The sequence below is a fragment of the Streptomyces sp. NPDC104096 genome (assembly GCF_055584385.1).
On the sequence record NZ_JBVJMD010000020.1, the window covers coordinates 90848 to 105161 of the forward strand.

The 14314-nt window shown below is 70.7% G+C and carries 12 protein-coding genes and 1 pseudogene; 7 read left to right on the forward strand and 6 right to left on the reverse strand.

Annotation, left to right across the window (positions count from 1 at the left end):
* Nucleotides 1-2: 2 nt before the first annotated feature.
* Nucleotides 3-1193, reverse strand: coding sequence for a cupin domain-containing protein (locus ACZ60B_RS21535; RefSeq protein WP_469389245.1), 1191 nt, complete (start codon nucleotides 1191-1193; stop codon nucleotides 3-5).
* Between the two features lie 86 nt (nucleotides 1194-1279).
* Here ACZ60B_RS21535 and ACZ60B_RS21540 point away from each other — a divergent pair, with 86 nt between their 5' ends.
* Both ACZ60B_RS21540 and ACZ60B_RS21545 read left to right on the forward strand, forming a co-directional pair.
* Nucleotides 1280-2056: an IclR family transcriptional regulator gene (locus ACZ60B_RS21540; RefSeq protein ID WP_469389247.1), complete on the forward strand. Its 777-nt coding sequence runs from the start codon at nucleotides 1280-1282 to the stop codon at nucleotides 2054-2056.
* Between the two features lie 210 nt (nucleotides 2057-2266).
* Nucleotides 2267-3916, forward strand: coding sequence for an MFS transporter (locus tag ACZ60B_RS21545; RefSeq protein ID WP_469389249.1), 1650 nt, complete (start codon nucleotides 2267-2269; stop codon nucleotides 3914-3916).
* Nucleotides 3917-4040: 124 nt separating this feature from the next.
* Here ACZ60B_RS21545 and ACZ60B_RS21550 read toward each other — a convergent pair whose 3' ends face one another.
* Entirely contained in the window at nucleotides 4041-4886 is an 846-nt protein-coding gene (locus tag ACZ60B_RS21550) for an MOSC domain-containing protein (protein WP_469389251.1), read from the reverse strand.
* A 200-nt stretch (nucleotides 4887-5086) separates the two neighbouring features.
* On the opposite strand from ACZ60B_RS21550, the gene ACZ60B_RS21555 reads away from it, so the two are divergent.
* Nucleotides 5087-5773, forward strand: coding sequence for an SGNH/GDSL hydrolase family protein (locus tag ACZ60B_RS21555; protein WP_469389253.1), 687 nt, complete (start codon nucleotides 5087-5089; stop codon nucleotides 5771-5773).
* 123 nt (nucleotides 5774-5896) lie between these two features.
* Here ACZ60B_RS21555 and ACZ60B_RS21560 read toward each other — a convergent pair whose 3' ends face one another.
* Together ACZ60B_RS21560 and ACZ60B_RS21565 are read right to left on the reverse strand one after the other, a co-directional pair.
* The gene (locus tag ACZ60B_RS21560) at nucleotides 5897-7405 is read right to left on the reverse strand and encodes an AlkA N-terminal domain-containing protein (protein WP_469389255.1); all 1509 of its coding nucleotides are present in this window, start codon (nucleotides 7403-7405) and stop codon (nucleotides 5897-5899) included.
* Between the two features lie 117 nt (nucleotides 7406-7522).
* Nucleotides 7523-9034 carry a DUF4246 domain-containing protein gene (locus ACZ60B_RS21565; protein WP_469389257.1) on the reverse strand — a complete coding sequence of 504 codons (1512 nt, stop codon included), beginning with the start codon at nucleotides 9032-9034 and terminating at the stop codon, nucleotides 7523-7525.
* Between the two features lie 163 nt (nucleotides 9035-9197).
* Here ACZ60B_RS21565 and ACZ60B_RS21570 point away from each other — a divergent pair, with 163 nt between their 5' ends.
* Both ACZ60B_RS21570 and ACZ60B_RS21575 read left to right on the forward strand, forming a co-directional pair.
* A complete protein-coding gene (locus ACZ60B_RS21570; protein ID WP_469389259.1) occupies nucleotides 9198-9770 on the forward strand; it encodes a MarR family winged helix-turn-helix transcriptional regulator in 573 nt (190 codons plus the stop codon).
* The gene (locus ACZ60B_RS21575) at nucleotides 9767-10150 is read left to right on the forward strand and encodes a hypothetical protein (RefSeq protein ID WP_469389261.1); all 384 of its coding nucleotides are present in this window, start codon (nucleotides 9767-9769) and stop codon (nucleotides 10148-10150) included. Before ACZ60B_RS21570 ends, ACZ60B_RS21575 begins: the two co-directional genes overlap by 4 nt.
* A gap of 303 nt (nucleotides 10151-10453) precedes the next feature.
* Here the strand turns inward: ACZ60B_RS21575 and ACZ60B_RS21580 are convergent, their stop codons facing one another.
* Nucleotides 10454-11443, reverse strand: coding sequence for an aldo/keto reductase (locus ACZ60B_RS21580; protein WP_469389263.1), 990 nt, complete (start codon nucleotides 11441-11443; stop codon nucleotides 10454-10456).
* 215 nt (nucleotides 11444-11658) lie between these two features.
* On the opposite strand from ACZ60B_RS21580, the pseudogene ACZ60B_RS21585 reads away from it, so the two are divergent.
* Nucleotides 11659-12015: pseudogene (locus ACZ60B_RS21585) on the forward strand (PIG-L family deacetylase); the annotation flags it as partial.
* 100 nt (nucleotides 12016-12115) lie between these two features.
* Here the strand turns inward: ACZ60B_RS21585 and ACZ60B_RS21590 are convergent.
* Nucleotides 12116-12997, reverse strand: coding sequence for an AraC family transcriptional regulator (locus tag ACZ60B_RS21590; RefSeq protein ID WP_469389265.1), 882 nt, complete (start codon nucleotides 12995-12997; stop codon nucleotides 12116-12118).
* A gap of 137 nt (nucleotides 12998-13134) precedes the next feature.
* Here ACZ60B_RS21590 and ACZ60B_RS21595 point away from each other — a divergent pair, with 137 nt between their 5' ends.
* A complete protein-coding gene (locus ACZ60B_RS21595) occupies nucleotides 13135-14250 on the forward strand; it encodes a serine hydrolase domain-containing protein (RefSeq protein WP_469389267.1) in 1116 nt (371 codons plus the stop codon).
* Nucleotides 14251-14314 lie beyond the last annotated feature (64 nt).

The window sequence follows — 14314 nt, forward strand, 5'->3', positions numbered from 1 at the left end:
GTTCAGGCGTCCTTGTCGGTGCGGTCGAACCGGGTGCGGTCGAGCTGGGTGCGGTCGAGCTTGAGCGCCTCGAAGACGGGCGCGTCGGAGAAACGGAAGAGGTCGAGGGCCGCGGAGTCGGAGTCGGTGCGGCCGGCCTCGGACCTGGCGGAGAACGGCTGCCAGGACGGGACGACGAACAGGTCGCCACGCGTCACCGACCAGGACTTCTCGCCGACGGTGACGGTGCCGGAGCCGTCGAAGACCTGGTAGACGGAGGAGCCGGTCTCGCGCACCGGCGCGGTCTCGGCGCCCCGGGCCACGCGGTGGAACTCCGCACGGATGGTGGGCAGGACGTCGGAGCCGTCGTGCGGGTCGGTGTAGCGCACCGCGGCATGGCCGGGCTCGACCGTGCCGCCGAATCCCTCCTTCTCCAGCAGGAGTTGGTCGCGCAGCGCCGCGTCGGTGTACTCCCACTTGTAGGACAGCAGCGGGCTGCCCGGGGTGGCGGGAGCGGCGGCGAGGGGGCGCAGGCCCGGATGGCCCCACAGCCGCTCGGAGCGGGACCGTCGCGGTGTGGTCCGCTCGGCTTCGGTGATCTCGTCGCGGCCGAACTCGAAGAACTGCGCCTCGGTGACGTACTGGAACGGGATGTCCAGGCCGTCGATCCATGCCATGGGCTCGCTGGTGGCGTTGTGGTGGGCGTGCCAGTTCCAGCCGGCCTGCGGCAGGAAGTCACCGCGGTTCATGGGCACGGGGTCGCCGCCTACGACGGTCCACACACCGGAGCCCTCGACGACGAAGCGAAAGGCGTGCTGGGTGTGCCGGTGCTCGGGGGCGTCCTCGCCGGGCATGAGGTACTGGATGGCGGCCCACAGCGTGGGCGTGGCGAAGGGCCTGCCGCCGAGGGAGGGGTTGGCCAGCGCGATGGCCCGGCGCTCGCCGCCGCGACCGACCGGAACCAGGTCGCCGGCCTGCGCGGCGAGCTCGCGCAGCCGCTCCCAGCGCCATACGTGCGGCACGGCGCGCGAGCGCGGACGGGCGGGCATCAGGTCGCCGATCTCGGTCCACAGCGGGACGAGGAGCTCCTGCTCGAAGCCCCGGTACAGCTTCTCGAGCGCCGGGGTGACGTCGGGCTGTCCGTCCGCGGCGAGGGCCTTCAGCCGGACCGGGGAGCCCGCGGCGTTGTCTTGGGTGATGGAGGACTCGGTCACGGATTCAGCGTGCCGGGTGTCCGCTGGATGAGCATATGGATTCTGGAGAGCAGAATCGACAGAACACCGGCACATGGAGGATCACCGTGGACAAGGAGCTCAAGACGCCGCCGCCCTATCCCATCGCCAGCGTGGACCATGCGCTGCGGGCGGCGACCATTCTGCAGATGGAGGGCGACGCGACGGTGGCGCAGCTCGCCGAGCGTCTGGGGGTCGCGAGGTCGACGGCTCATCGCATCCTGGCGATGCTCGTCTACCGGGACTTCGCGGTACGGGGCGAGGACCGCGTCTATCGCGCGGGCCCGGTCCTGGAACTGGCCGCGCACTCCCAGTCTCTCGTGTCCCGGCTGCGCGCGGCGGCCCTTCCCCACCTGCACCGGGTCGTCGACCTCCTCGACGAGACCACGAACCTGATCGTGCGGACCGGGGACACCGTCCGCTTCATCGCCGGCGTCGAGTGCCGGCAGGCCCTGCGGGTCGGCTCCCGGGAGGGCATGGTCTTCCCCGCGCACCGCACCACGGCGGGACTGCTCCTGCTCGCCGAGCTGGACGAGGAGGAGCTGGAGAAGGCCTACGCCCCCGAGCGCTACCGGGACCGCCCGGCCGACCGCCCCGACCTCGCGCGGCTGCGGATGGAGCTGAGGCGCCTGCGCCGCAACGGCTTCGCCGTCAACAAGGAGCGCTCCGAACGCGGACTCGTCGCGGTCGGTGTCCCCGTGCGCGACCAGGACGGCACCGCGCTGGCCGGCCTCTCCGTGTCGATGCCCAGCGTGCGTTACGACCCGCACCAGCTCCAGCCGCTGGTCAAAGCCCTGGAAGCCGCGGCGCACGCGCTGGAGCAGGACTTCCTCCACCAGGACTGAACACCTGAGCCATCAAGCTTCCATCACATCCATTTCTTTTCTATCCAGCACACATCATTGACGTGACGTAAAGCGAATGTCATTCTCCACGACATCACGCCCGACTCACGTCGCGCCTCTCCCCCACCGCGCCGCAGAGCCGAGCCCCTCATGCTCTCCGGGCTCCCCGTCACGGGAGGCCCCTCTTTCCCCAGCCAGAGAGATCCAGAGATGACGCTCAACAACGGGACAACCGTTTCCCCCGGCCCGACCGCGGGGGCCGCCCGGACGCCGGGCTACGCGGGAACACTGGCTGCCGCCTGCGGCGCGGTCTTCGTGGCCCAGGTCGCGAACGCGCTGCCCGCCTCGCTCCTCGGGCTCTTCCAGGAGGACCTCAGGACGCACGGATCCCAGCTGACCTGGATCACCGCGGCGTTCATGATCGCCGTGGTCTGCTTCGAGTTCACCTTCGGTGTCCTCGGCGATCTGTTCGGACGGCGCAGGCTCGTCGTGGCCGGCACGGCCCTGGTCGCCGTGGGCAGCACCGTGGCCGCGCTCGCCCCGACCGTCCAGGTGCTCTGGATCGGCGCCGCCCTCAACGGACTCGGCGCGGGCGCCATGTTCCCCGGCTCGCTCACCGCGATCACCGCCCTGACCCGCGGCATGCGCCGGCGGGCGCACGCGGTGGCCGTCTGGAGCGGCTTCCTGTCCGCGGGCGCCGCCGTCTCGCCCCTGGTCGGCGGCGTGTTCGCCAAGGTCGGCTCGTGGCGCGGCTCCTTCTGGGTGCTCGTCGGCCTCGCCCTGGTCAGCATGGTGCTCACCCTGCTCCTGGCCACCGAGTCGACGGCGCCCGAGGGCCGCAGATTCGACGTGCCCGGCCAGATCACCTTCGCCATCGGTCTCATCCTGGTGCTGTACGGGGCCGTCGAGGGGCCGGAGTCGGGCTGGAGCACCCTGCCCGTCCTGCTCTCCCTCGCCCTCGGCGCGGTCTTCCTCGCCGCGTTCGTCGTGGTGGAACTGGGGGCCGAGTCCCCGATCTTCGACCTGAAGCTGTTCCTCAACCGGCCGTTCGCCGTGTCGTCCGTCGTCGCGGTCATCGGGATGCTCGCCTTCCTCGGCGCCTGCTTCGCGACGAGCATGTGGATGGGTCCCGTGCAGCACCAGGACCCGATGCGCGTCGGCATCCTCTTCCTCCTGCTCCAGGGACCGGCGTTCGTCCTCATCCCGGTCGTCTCGCGCCTCCTGCACCGCGTCGCCGCGTCCTGGCTGCTGACCTCGGGCTTCGTCCTGCTGGCGGCCGGCTGCCTGCTGTTCACCCGACTCGACGTCAGGGACCCGGGACTCGGCGCGTTCGTGGCGCCCGCCCTGCTGATCGGCATCGGCTTCGCCCTCACCGTCAGCTCGGTGACGACCGTGGCGCTGAACAGCGTGCCCCCCAACCTGGCGGGCATGGCCAGCGCCACCACCAACATGCTGCGCGACCTCGGCTTCGCCCTCGGCCCGGTCGTCGTCGGCGCCGTGGCCCTCAGCCACGCGGGATCGGCGTTCGCGGCGAACCTCCCCGGCGCCGGTCTGCCGGCCGCCCAGTCGGCGGCGGCACAGGCGATCGCCGCGGCCGACGGACCTCTCGCCGTCAACGGTCTGCCGCCCACGGTCCCGGGCTCAGCCGCCCACGGACTGGCCCTCGACGCCCTCGGCAGCGGCTTCTCCACCGCGTACTGGGTGTGCGGCATCGCGGCGGCCGTCGCCGCGGCGCTCACCGCCGTCGGCATGATCGGCCGCCACGCCCGCGGTCCCGCAGGGGCCGAGGACACCACGCCTGGCCTGCTGCCCGGCCGGGACGGGAGGTCCGAACCGGTCGCCGGGGCCGCCCGTCCCTGAGCAACCCCGACCTGCGCGTCTCCTGCACCACGGCACCGGGACGATCGACAGGCACGGCCCGTTCGCCACCCGCAGGGCGGCGAACGGGCCGTCGCCGCTGGGCCCAAGGACGTCGGTACGGCGATCAGGCGGCGTCCTGCAACGTGATCGCGTCGCCCAGCTTGACGGTCCCCGCTTCCAGCACTTCCAGGTAGACACCCAGGCAGGAGAGTCGGCCCAGCTCGAACACCGGTACCCGGTGTTCGCGGGCGACCGCGCGCATGATGCCCGGATCCGCCGGGAGTTCGTCGTGGCCCAGGGTGGGCATCACACAGCGAGGCGTGGGCACCACGACCCGGAACAACGCCTCCCCCACGCGCAGGTGTGACCCCACCCAGGCGTCCTCGGGGAAACCCGGCCCCGTACCGGTGTCCACGACCAGATTGGGCCGGAAGCGGCGCGGGTCGAAGTCCCCGCCCGGGTATGCCTCTCGCAGCCGTGCCAGGGCCGCGGTGGTGACGAGATGGACCCGCCCGAAGTCGAAGAACGTGCCCCGGGCGACGCTGCCCGTCGTGATGCTCTCCCCGGTGACATCGACGGACGCCGACGCGCGCATGGCGTCGGGCACACCGCCGTCGTACGCGGGCACCGCACGTTCCAGCCTGCCGTGCTCCGGTACGACGGCGGAGCAGGACACCTGCCGGCCGAGCAACTTGGACAAGAACACGTCCAGTTCACGGTCCTCCACCAACAGGTCGGTACCGTCCGGGAGTACGACCCGGACCGTGCCGGAGTCGTCCAGCCGGCTGCGACAGCGCAGCAACGCGCCCCACTTGCGCGGGTGCTTGACGCTGCCCACTGCGCCCGTCTCGTCAAGCACGGCGTAGATCCGGTCTCCCGAAAGACCCGCTTCCGTGACCGCCACGGCGCTCACGGCTTCGCCCAGCATCGACTTCACCGGATAGCGGTAGAGCGCCGCCACAGTCCCCATGGATCAAGTATGGCTGGCGAACGGCCGCTTCTCATCGGCTTGTTGATGTGCCGGGGATCGCCGCCAGACCCACGTCCGGTCCGGTTCCGGGCGAGTCCGGCGAACGAACCGCGGAGGACGGCGCCGGAATCTCGCCAGCCCGCCCACGGGCAGGCTGACATGGTGGATCTCCCTTGAGGAATCCACAGAGGAGTTCCGACATGACAGACACGGCGAACCGCCCGTCCGAAGCCGACGACCCCTATCTGCTGTCGGCGGGCGAGACCGCCCGGGTGCTGGCGGGCGCTCCGTGGAAGCGTCTCGCCGTCGTGGGCGACAGCGGCGCCGAGGGAGTCACCGAGGCGTTCGAGGGATACCGCTGCCTCCCGTGGAGTGAGCGCTTCGTGGAGGAGCTGCGGACCGTCCAACCGGGCCTCGAATCCGTGAACCTGGGCCTGCGCAACCTGTTCGCCGCCCAGGTGCGGGAGACGCAGCTCGCGCCCGCGCTGGAGTTCCGGCCGGATCTGGCCGTCGTGTTCTGCGGGGGCAACGACATGCTGCGGCGGCACTTCGACATCGACGCGGTCGAGTCCGAACTGGAGCTGGTCATCACACCGCTGCGCGAGACCGGCTGCACGGTCGTGACATCGGGCCTGTTCGACATCACGGTCTCCCCCTACGTCGACGAGCGCTACCGCAAGCCGATGAGCGAGCGCATCGCCTCCTGGTCGGAGCGGACCGAGCAGGTGGCGGCACGGCTGGGAGCCGTCCATGTGGACCTCCCCCGCCATCCCGCGGGCACCGAGGACATCTACAGCACCGACGGCCTGCATCTGAACGCGCGGGGCCAGGCCATCCTGTGCGCCGAGATCGTGCGGAGCCTCGCGGGACACCTCCAGGACCGCTGAACCGTCCGAGTGACGCTCACCCAGGCGCCGCGGACGCCAGGTGCGGCCGACGCCGTACCCAGCAGGGTGCGGATCATGGGACCAGGGGCGGACCTCCGAGCCGCGCGTCGTCGTCCCGGTGGGTCAACATGGCGTCCCCGCAGCGGCCCAGAGATGCAGTGCGGCATAGGAGCGCCAGGGCCGCCAGGCTTCGGCGCGCTCGTCGGTGGCGGCGGGTCCCAGACCGCCGAAGGGCCGGCGGGCCGCGTCGTGAGGCTCCGGTTCCGCGGGGACGAGGACGTCCGGGTCCCCCAGCGCCCGTATGCGGATGAGGGCAGCCGTCCGCGGGGCGACGCCGTCGACCTCGAGCAGCTTCCGGCCGGCCTCCTCACGGTCCACGCCGACTCCCAGGACCAGATCCTCGCGGGCCAGGGCGGTGGCCATCGCTTTCACACGGCTCCCCCGCTCGGGAGTGCCCGCCAGCTCGTGCGGCGCGAGCTGCGCGAGCGTCTCGACGGCCGGGAACGTGTGCGTGACCCGGCCGACCTCTCTGGTCAGTGGCTTGCCGTGGCGGGCGACGAGCAGCGCCGCGTCGCTCCTGGCCTGCTCGGGGCCGGCGTCCTGGGCGAGAACCGCTCGGACAGCGCACTCGGCCGGATCCACGGAGCCCGGCACCCTGCGGCCGGGCACGCGTGCGACGAGCGGGGCGAGGATCGCGTCCCGCGCCAGTACCTCGTCGACGGCCTGTGGGTCCGCGTCCAGATCGAGCAGGTCACGGCACCGCTGGACGGCCGCCGTCATGTCGCGCAGGTCCTGGAGGTGCAACTCGCACTCCACGAAGCCCCGGCCGGGAGGCTGAACGGACTTCCCCGCGGGCTCGCCGACGCAGCGGGAGAGGGACGCGACGGCGCTGCCGTGCGGGAGCGACAGCGCCCGGTGGTAGACGCCGTCGGTGTACTCCTCGATGCCCGGCACGGCCTGCTCACCGAGCTGCTCCAGCAGCGCACCGACGTCCAGCGGAATGCGGAACGGCAGCCGGATCCGGATTCCGTTGCCCCACGGCCGCGCGGGCGAGGCCGCGTGCGGCCGGCGCTGGAGCGCACGGGCCCTCAGCTCCGTGGGAGGCATCGAGAACACCGCCCGGACGTTGTCGTTGAACTGCCGGATGCTGGAATACCCCGAGGCGAAGGCCACCTCGCTGACATGCAGGTCGGTGGTCTCCAGCAGGAGCTGCGCCGTGCGGGCCCGCTGGGCACGGGCGAGCGCGAGCGGGCCCGCCCCGACCTCGGCCACGAGTTGCCGCTGGAGCTGGCGCTCGCTGTAGTTCAGCCGGGCGGCGAGGCCGCCGACGCCTTCCCGGTCCACCAGTCCGTCGGCGATCAGACGCATGGCACGTCCGACCAGGTCGGCGCGGCTGTTCCATTCCGGCGACCCCGGCGCCGAATCGGGCCGGCACCGCTTGCACGCGCGGAATCCGGCGGCCTGCGCGGCGGCCGCCGTCCGGTAGAACCGCATGTTGACACGCTTGGGAGTCATGGCCGGGCACGTCGGGCGGCAGTAGACGCCCGTACTGGCCACTCCGATGTACAACCGGCCGTCGAACCGGCTGTCATTGCTCAGAGCGGCCCGGTAGTAGTGCTCCTCGTCCATCATGCATCCACCTTCGGCTCCGGCACGTGGACGATGCCAGCGAGAATCCGACGTCGACATCGGTCGGTCGGGGAGGCATCCGGGGCGGCAGCCGACGGGGCGGCTCAAGACAGAAGAGATTCAGTGCTCGCAGAGGGAGAACTCTCGTTCGTAGAGCTGCTCGTTGTGTTCGTCGACGAAGAACTTGCGTTCCCGCATGAGCTGTTCGCGGTAGTTCTTGGCCTGTTCAAGCGTCATGGTCGAGGTGTCGGACCATGGTTGCTGCGGTGGTACATCGGATGTCGAAACGATCCTTTCCGACGGGTCGACCAGGAAGAAGGCGAGAATCTTGCGATGTCCCGGGCGGGCCGGGTCCGCGAGGCGGAATGAACCGACGCGGTGCTGCAGGATGTTCGGGAACGCCAGACAGCGGCCCGCCGGGGTCGAGGCCGATCCCAGCACCTGGTTCAGTGCGTCCGCGTCCTCCAGGCCGTAGACCTCACGCACACCGTTGTCGTCACTCTGCTCGTAGTCCGGGTCGTCGAGTGCCGCCCTAAAGCTCAGCCGGCTTTCGGTGATGTTCTCGCTGTCCCAGTAGTAGATGCCGGTCGAGACGATCCGCTCGTTCAACATCCCCTCGACATGCCAGGAACCACCGGAGTACTCGGGCTTTTCCGGGGTGAGATGAATGGTGGCGAGCTTCACGATGACCTGGAGGCTGCGGCCGCGCAGGTCGACCCGGACGGATTCGTCGGGCGACTCGGGCGGGGTGAAGTCCGGGGCGTCCGGGACGGTCGGACGGCGGTTCTCCCACCACTCGTCCTGGGCCTCTTCCCATGCGCGGACGGCTTCCGCGTAGGCCCCGTCGTCACCGTAGGAGGACTTGTCCGGATACTCCGACCCCTGCGACTCGTACCACCCGTAGGGATCGGCCTCGATCCGCAGCGGCCGCGGACGGCGCAGATCGGTGAGCACGTTCTCCAGCAGCGGGCGCAGCCGCGCGAACAAGTCCGGCAGGGCGGAGGCCAGTTCGCGATGCGTCTCGGGGTGGACGTTGTTGACGTACGAACGGAAGGCGACCTCGCCGTCGTCACTGACGTCGACGTCCGTGGGCAGCCACTGGAACTTCTCCGAGAATTCGTACTTCGAGTAGCGGTCCGTCGGGTTCTGCCAAGCCCGCTCGGGCGCGCCGCTCGCCTCCCTCACCAGGCAGAACAATGAGGGATGAACCAGATCCAGCACCTGGCCGTCGGATCCGGGATGCCAGTCCTGTTCTGCTCCGGGGACCTGTTCCAGAACCCGAACGGCCTCGCGCAGCCGCGACCTGAGCTCGTCGTCGACCAGGGTGTCCGACTGCCACACCCCGTCGACGGCGGACACCTCGACGCCGGTCCGTCCGTCCCGCAGCGCGGCGTAGTACGCGAGTTCGGCAAGCACGTAACGAACCTGCGCCTCGGTGAGTCCCTGAGCGACCGCCTCCCGCGTCCACCTGGCGACGATGTCGGCGTCGTTCATCTTGTCGAACCACCCCGGCTTCGCCCGGATGTGGGCACTGCACCGCATCATCTGAAGTTCCCGCAGCGTTCGGGGCGTCGCGAACGATATGGAACGGGACGCGTGAAAGGGCAGCGGGAAAGCGGACAGGCCGGTCAATTCTCTTGGTCCTCACAGTCGGCGTGCGGTGACTGGAAGGCTACTTCAGCGCACTGACACCGCAGCCGCGGCCACGGTCGCCACCGACCCGCTCGCACGACGGGACCGCCCGGTCGCGGCAACCGCCTTGACTGGACATCAGAAGTTTCGGTAGTACTTCATCATGAAGTACGTAACTAATTCGGAGGAGCCCGCCTTCGACGCCGACGGTCTGCTCCACGATCCCCAAGTCCGCGCGTCACTGGTGGAGTTCGCGGCAGGAGGCGACATCCTCCGCCTGGAGGCGGCAGCCGCCGCGCGTGCCGCGCACAGATCCGTCGAGCGGCTTCGCGCACACGGCTCGGAAGGCCGCGGCCTCAGCGCCGGAGCCGTCGACGTCCTGATCCGGCTGCGCACCCTCGGGGCGGCCGGCGCGCATCTCGGCGACCTCGCGCGCTCCGCGGGCATGACCGCCCGCAACGCCACCGGCCTGGTCGACACGCTCGAGAGCCAAGGACTCGTACGACGCGACCCCGACCCCGCGGATCGCCGGTCCGTCCTGGCCCGCATCACCCCCGCCGGTCTGACGTGGCTGGAGGAGTTCCGGGCACCGACGCAAAGGGCGATGGCGGCACTGTTCCACGGATTCACCGACACCGAGCTCCACCAGCTCCGTCACCTGTGCCTGCGCCTCGTCCAGAACCAGCAGCGCATCACCGCCCACCTCACCGCCACCGAAGGAAACGCCCCCGCATGACACGAACCACGGCCACGACGCGCGCCACCGTCCGCGCCTACCACCAGGCCCGGTTCCGCGGCGACATCCCCGCCGCCGTCCGAACCCTTGCCGAGCCCTTCCACTTCCGAAGCCCCTTACTGGCTTCCGACCGCCCGCACGACCATCTCAGCGGGCTGGACGCCTTCCTGGGGATCGTGAACGGCGTCGATCTGGTCAGCGAACTGTACGGCGAGAGCGAGGCCGTCCTGCTCTACGACGTCCACACCTCGGTCCCGGCCATCGGCACCCAGCACACAGCCGAGCACTTCCACCTCACCGACGGCCGGATCGACACCATCCGCCTCGTCTTCGACGCCACCCCCTGGCACGCCGTCATGCGGGCGGCCACACCGTCCTGACACCGGGACGCAGGGTGCAAGCGCCGGTCCTCGCTCCCATGTTCAGACGCCGGGACCAGGGCGGCGGGTACCGGTCGACGACGTCCGCCCTGTGCAGCGCGAGTGCGGAGCAGCCGCTCGAGCAGCTGCTCCGCACGCCCCGGCCGGTCGGTTGACGGTCGGTACCGCCGTGTCGTTCGTGAGGTTCGGGTGGAAGCCGAAGGGGCGCCGGCCGAACTCTGCGAACGCCGGGGCGGCGCCGGATCCGCGGCGTGACGGACGTCCAGCAGCGAAGCAACGATCGCTTGACCGGCCGGGCTGTCCCTACCGGTTGACGGATCGCATGCCGGCCTCGTCGTAGCGCTCACCCGACACCTCGGGCAGCTCCGCATCGATGCGGGCCAAGTCCTCCTTGGACAGGGTGATGTCGACCGCGGCGGCGTTCTGCTCCAGGTAGGTGCGGCGCTTGGTGCCCGGGATCGGCACCAGGTGTTCGCCCTGGGCCAGCACCCAGGCGATGGCCAGCTGGGCCGGGGACACTTCCTTCTCGGCGGCGATCTCCTTCACCTTCGCCGCCAGCCGCAGGTTCGCCTCCAGGTTGGCGTCCTGGAAGCGCGGGTTCTCGCGGCGCCAGTCGTTCGCGTCCAGCTCGTCCGGCGAGCTGAACCGGCCGGCGAGGAAGCCGCGGCCGAGCGGCGAGTACGGCACGAAGCCGATGCCCAGCTCACGACAGGCGGGCAGCACCTCGGCCTCCACGTCCCGTGACCACAGCGAGTACTCGCTCTGCACCGCGGTGACCGGGTGCACGGCGTGCGCGCGCCGGATGGTCTCCGCGCTCGCCTCGCTCAGCCCGATGTACCGCACCTTGCCCTCGGCGACCAGCTCGCCCAGCGCGCCGACCGTCTCCTCGATGGGTACGTTCGGATCGACCCGGTGCTGGTAGTACAGGTCGATGTGATCGGTCCCCAGCCGCTCCAGGGAGCCGTGGACCGAGCTGCGGACATGCTCGGCCGAACCGTCCTGCGGGCCGACCGTGCTGATGTCGCCGGGCACGGCGTCGTCCATCCGGTAGTTGAACTTCGTCGCGATCACGTACGCGTCGCGATTCCCCCGGATCGCCTCGCCGACGAGCGACTCGTTGGTCAGCGGCCCGTACATCTGCGCGGTGTCGAGGAAGTTCACCCCGACGTCGAGGGCACGCCGGATGGTCGCGATCCCCTCCTCGTGGTCCGCGGACCCGTAGAAGGCGGACATGCCCATGCACCCCAAGCCGATGGCCGATACCTCAAGGTCTCGCAGACTGCGCTTCTGCATGCCGACTCCCAGTTCCGTTCCGAACATTCGTTCATCGTTCATCGGACCGCGCGAAGCGCCTCGGCCGGCACTGCTTCCACCACCGGGCATCCCGTCCGAGACGTGTGGTCCACAGGCTTCGTGCGCCGCGGTCACTGCGACGCTACGACCTGAAGCGCACTCCAACGCAAGCCGACGCTCTGGCCGATCCCCACCTCGAACAAGTGGTCCGGCGCGACCACGCGCGTGCCGCCGAGCTCGACGCGGCCCTGACGGTTCTGGGTGCGGGCGAGCCGCGCATGCTCGGTTACGGCGACGCCCGCAACGAGTCCTCGGCGCCCGGTCGGCCCCGCTGGTGCGACGTGGACCTGGCTGACGCCGTCGCCCAGGTCGTCGCGCACATCAGGCAGTTCCGTCCCGAAGTCGTCGTCACCCATGACGCGCTCGGCCGGCTCACCGGCCACCCGGATCACCGTCGTACCCACCAAGTGGCTCTGCTCGCCGTGGAGGCTGCCGGGATCGGCCGGCTCCACCCCGAGGCGGGCGAGCCCTGGCAGGCCCGCGCGCTCTACACGGCTACCCACCCGCACTCCGGAACCGACGACCCCCGCTCACCCCATCCAGCGCAGGCTGACCGTCTGATCCCCAAGCCCCGACTCGGGGAGCCATGATCCCGGGGTCGGGTGCCGGATTTCACGGCCCGGCGCTTCCACTGCCCCGCTCGACCGGGATCCACAACTGGGCGTCGGTCTCCGCGCCGGTCTCCACCGGCCGCGTCCGCAGGAGTTCCGGGCCGGACCGGCTCACGTACACGTTGGACGGGAACCACTGCGTGAACACGTCTCGCCACAGCGCCTGAAGGGCGTCCGGGTAGGGCCCGTGGCTGTCGAAGACCGCCCACGTCCCGGCCGGCACGTCGAGCGCGTCGAGCTCCTCGGCGGCCGTCTCCGGACCGGTCACCACGCCGATCCAGTAGTCCGCCTCGGCGCCCTCCTCCCGGCTGTCGGTCAGGTAGACCGCCGCCGACAGGATCCCCGCCGGCTCCCGGTGCTCCAGCTCCTTCATCCGTACGATCGTCCGCGCGTCCAGGCTCTTCAGGTGCGCCGCCGCGGCCGCGTTGATCCCCTCGTGCACGAGCGGGACCCGGGCCCTCCTGCCGAGGACCCGGAACGCCTGCTTCTCCACGATGCGGTACCGCATGGCCGTACTGCCTTCGACGACGACGCGGAAGGACATGCGCGGCTGTGCCGTGAGCACCGCACCCGTGCGCCGGGCCTCTCCCGGACCGACGCCGTGCACCGACCGGAACGCCCGGGCGAACGCCTCGCCCGAGCCGTACCCGTACCGCACCGCGATGTCGAGCAGCGTCGGCTCCCCGGCCAGTACCTCGGCCCCGGCGAGCGTCATGCGCCGACGCCGTACGTAGACCGGGAGGGGCATCCCGGCGAGCGCGGCGAACAGGCGCCGGAAGTGGTACTCCGACACCGCGGCGATCCGGGCCACCTCGGCCATGTCGACCTCCCCGTCGAGGCAGGCCTCCAGGTGGTCCAGCGCCTGATTCAGCCGCTCCAGCACGTGTGTCCGTCCCCTCGACGAGTGGCGGTCGTCAGGCCGCCTGACCGGAGTAGCAAGAATTGTTCGCGACCTGCCTGACAGAAGGCGCGCGAGAACTGTCGGGCGGGCAGGCCCGGGGCCGTCCGAGGCTTATGCCCATGACTGACATTAAGGGGTTCTGTGATCCCCGGTTCGCCGCCGTCCGCGAGGCACTCGCGGCCCTGCTCGACAAGGACGACGTGGGCGCCTCGGCGGCCGTCCGTCTCGACGGCGAGCCGGTGGCGGACCTCTGGGGCGGGTACGCCGACGCGGACCGCCGTGTCGACTGGCACCGCGACACCCTCGTCGGGGTGAACTCGACGACCAAGAACATGATCGCCCTGTGCGCGCTGATGCTGGCCGACCGGGGCGAGCTCGATCTGTCCGCGCCGGTCGCCGCCTACTGGCCCGAGTTCGCCGCGGCCGGCAAGGAGAACGTGCTGGTACGGCACGTGCTGTCGCACACCGCGGGGCTTCCGGACCTGTCCGGAATGACGGCGGTCGAGGAGCTCTACGACTGGGAGGGCGTGACGGCGGGGCTGGCCGCGCAGACGCCCGCGTGGGAGCCGGGAACGGCCGCCGGCTATCACGCGCTCACCTTCGGCTTCCTCGTGGGCGAGATCGTCCGCCGCGTCACCGGCCGCGGTATCGGCGATTTCTTCGCCGAGGAGGTGGCGAAGCCGCTGGGGGCGGATTTCCACCTCGGGATCTCCGCCGGTCACGACCACCGTGTGGCACCGCTCATCCCGCCACCGTCGCTGACCGACGCGTACGCTGCCGACGCGCCGCCGGGGCCGGACGGCACACGCCGGGAGAACACCGGTGTCGCGATCCGGGTCAGGGACGCCAACTCCGTGGCGTGGCGCCGTGCGCAACTCCCTGCGGTGAACGGTTTCGGCAACGCTCGCTCTGTCGCCCTGGTCCAGTCGGTACTGGCGAACCGGGGTTCGGCCGGCGGCGTACGGCTGCTGTCCCCTCAGGGGTGCGAGCCGGCGTGGCAGGAGGTGTTCCGCGGCGACGACCGTGTGCTGGGGACGCCGATGGTCTGGACGGTGGGCTTCGGCAGGTTCGGCGACACCTTCGGCTGGGGCGGCTGGGGTGGCTCGCTGGTGGTGAACGATCCCGGTTCACGCATGACGGTTGCCTATGTCATGAACCAGATGATCGACCGGGCTCGGCAGGAGGACAACCGCGGCATGGAGATCGTGATGGCCGCCTACAGCGGCCTGCGCTGACAGCGCGGTGAGGGCGCCTGGGTACCGGGCCGCGAAAGATGAGTGCGCCTACTCAGGCCCCGGG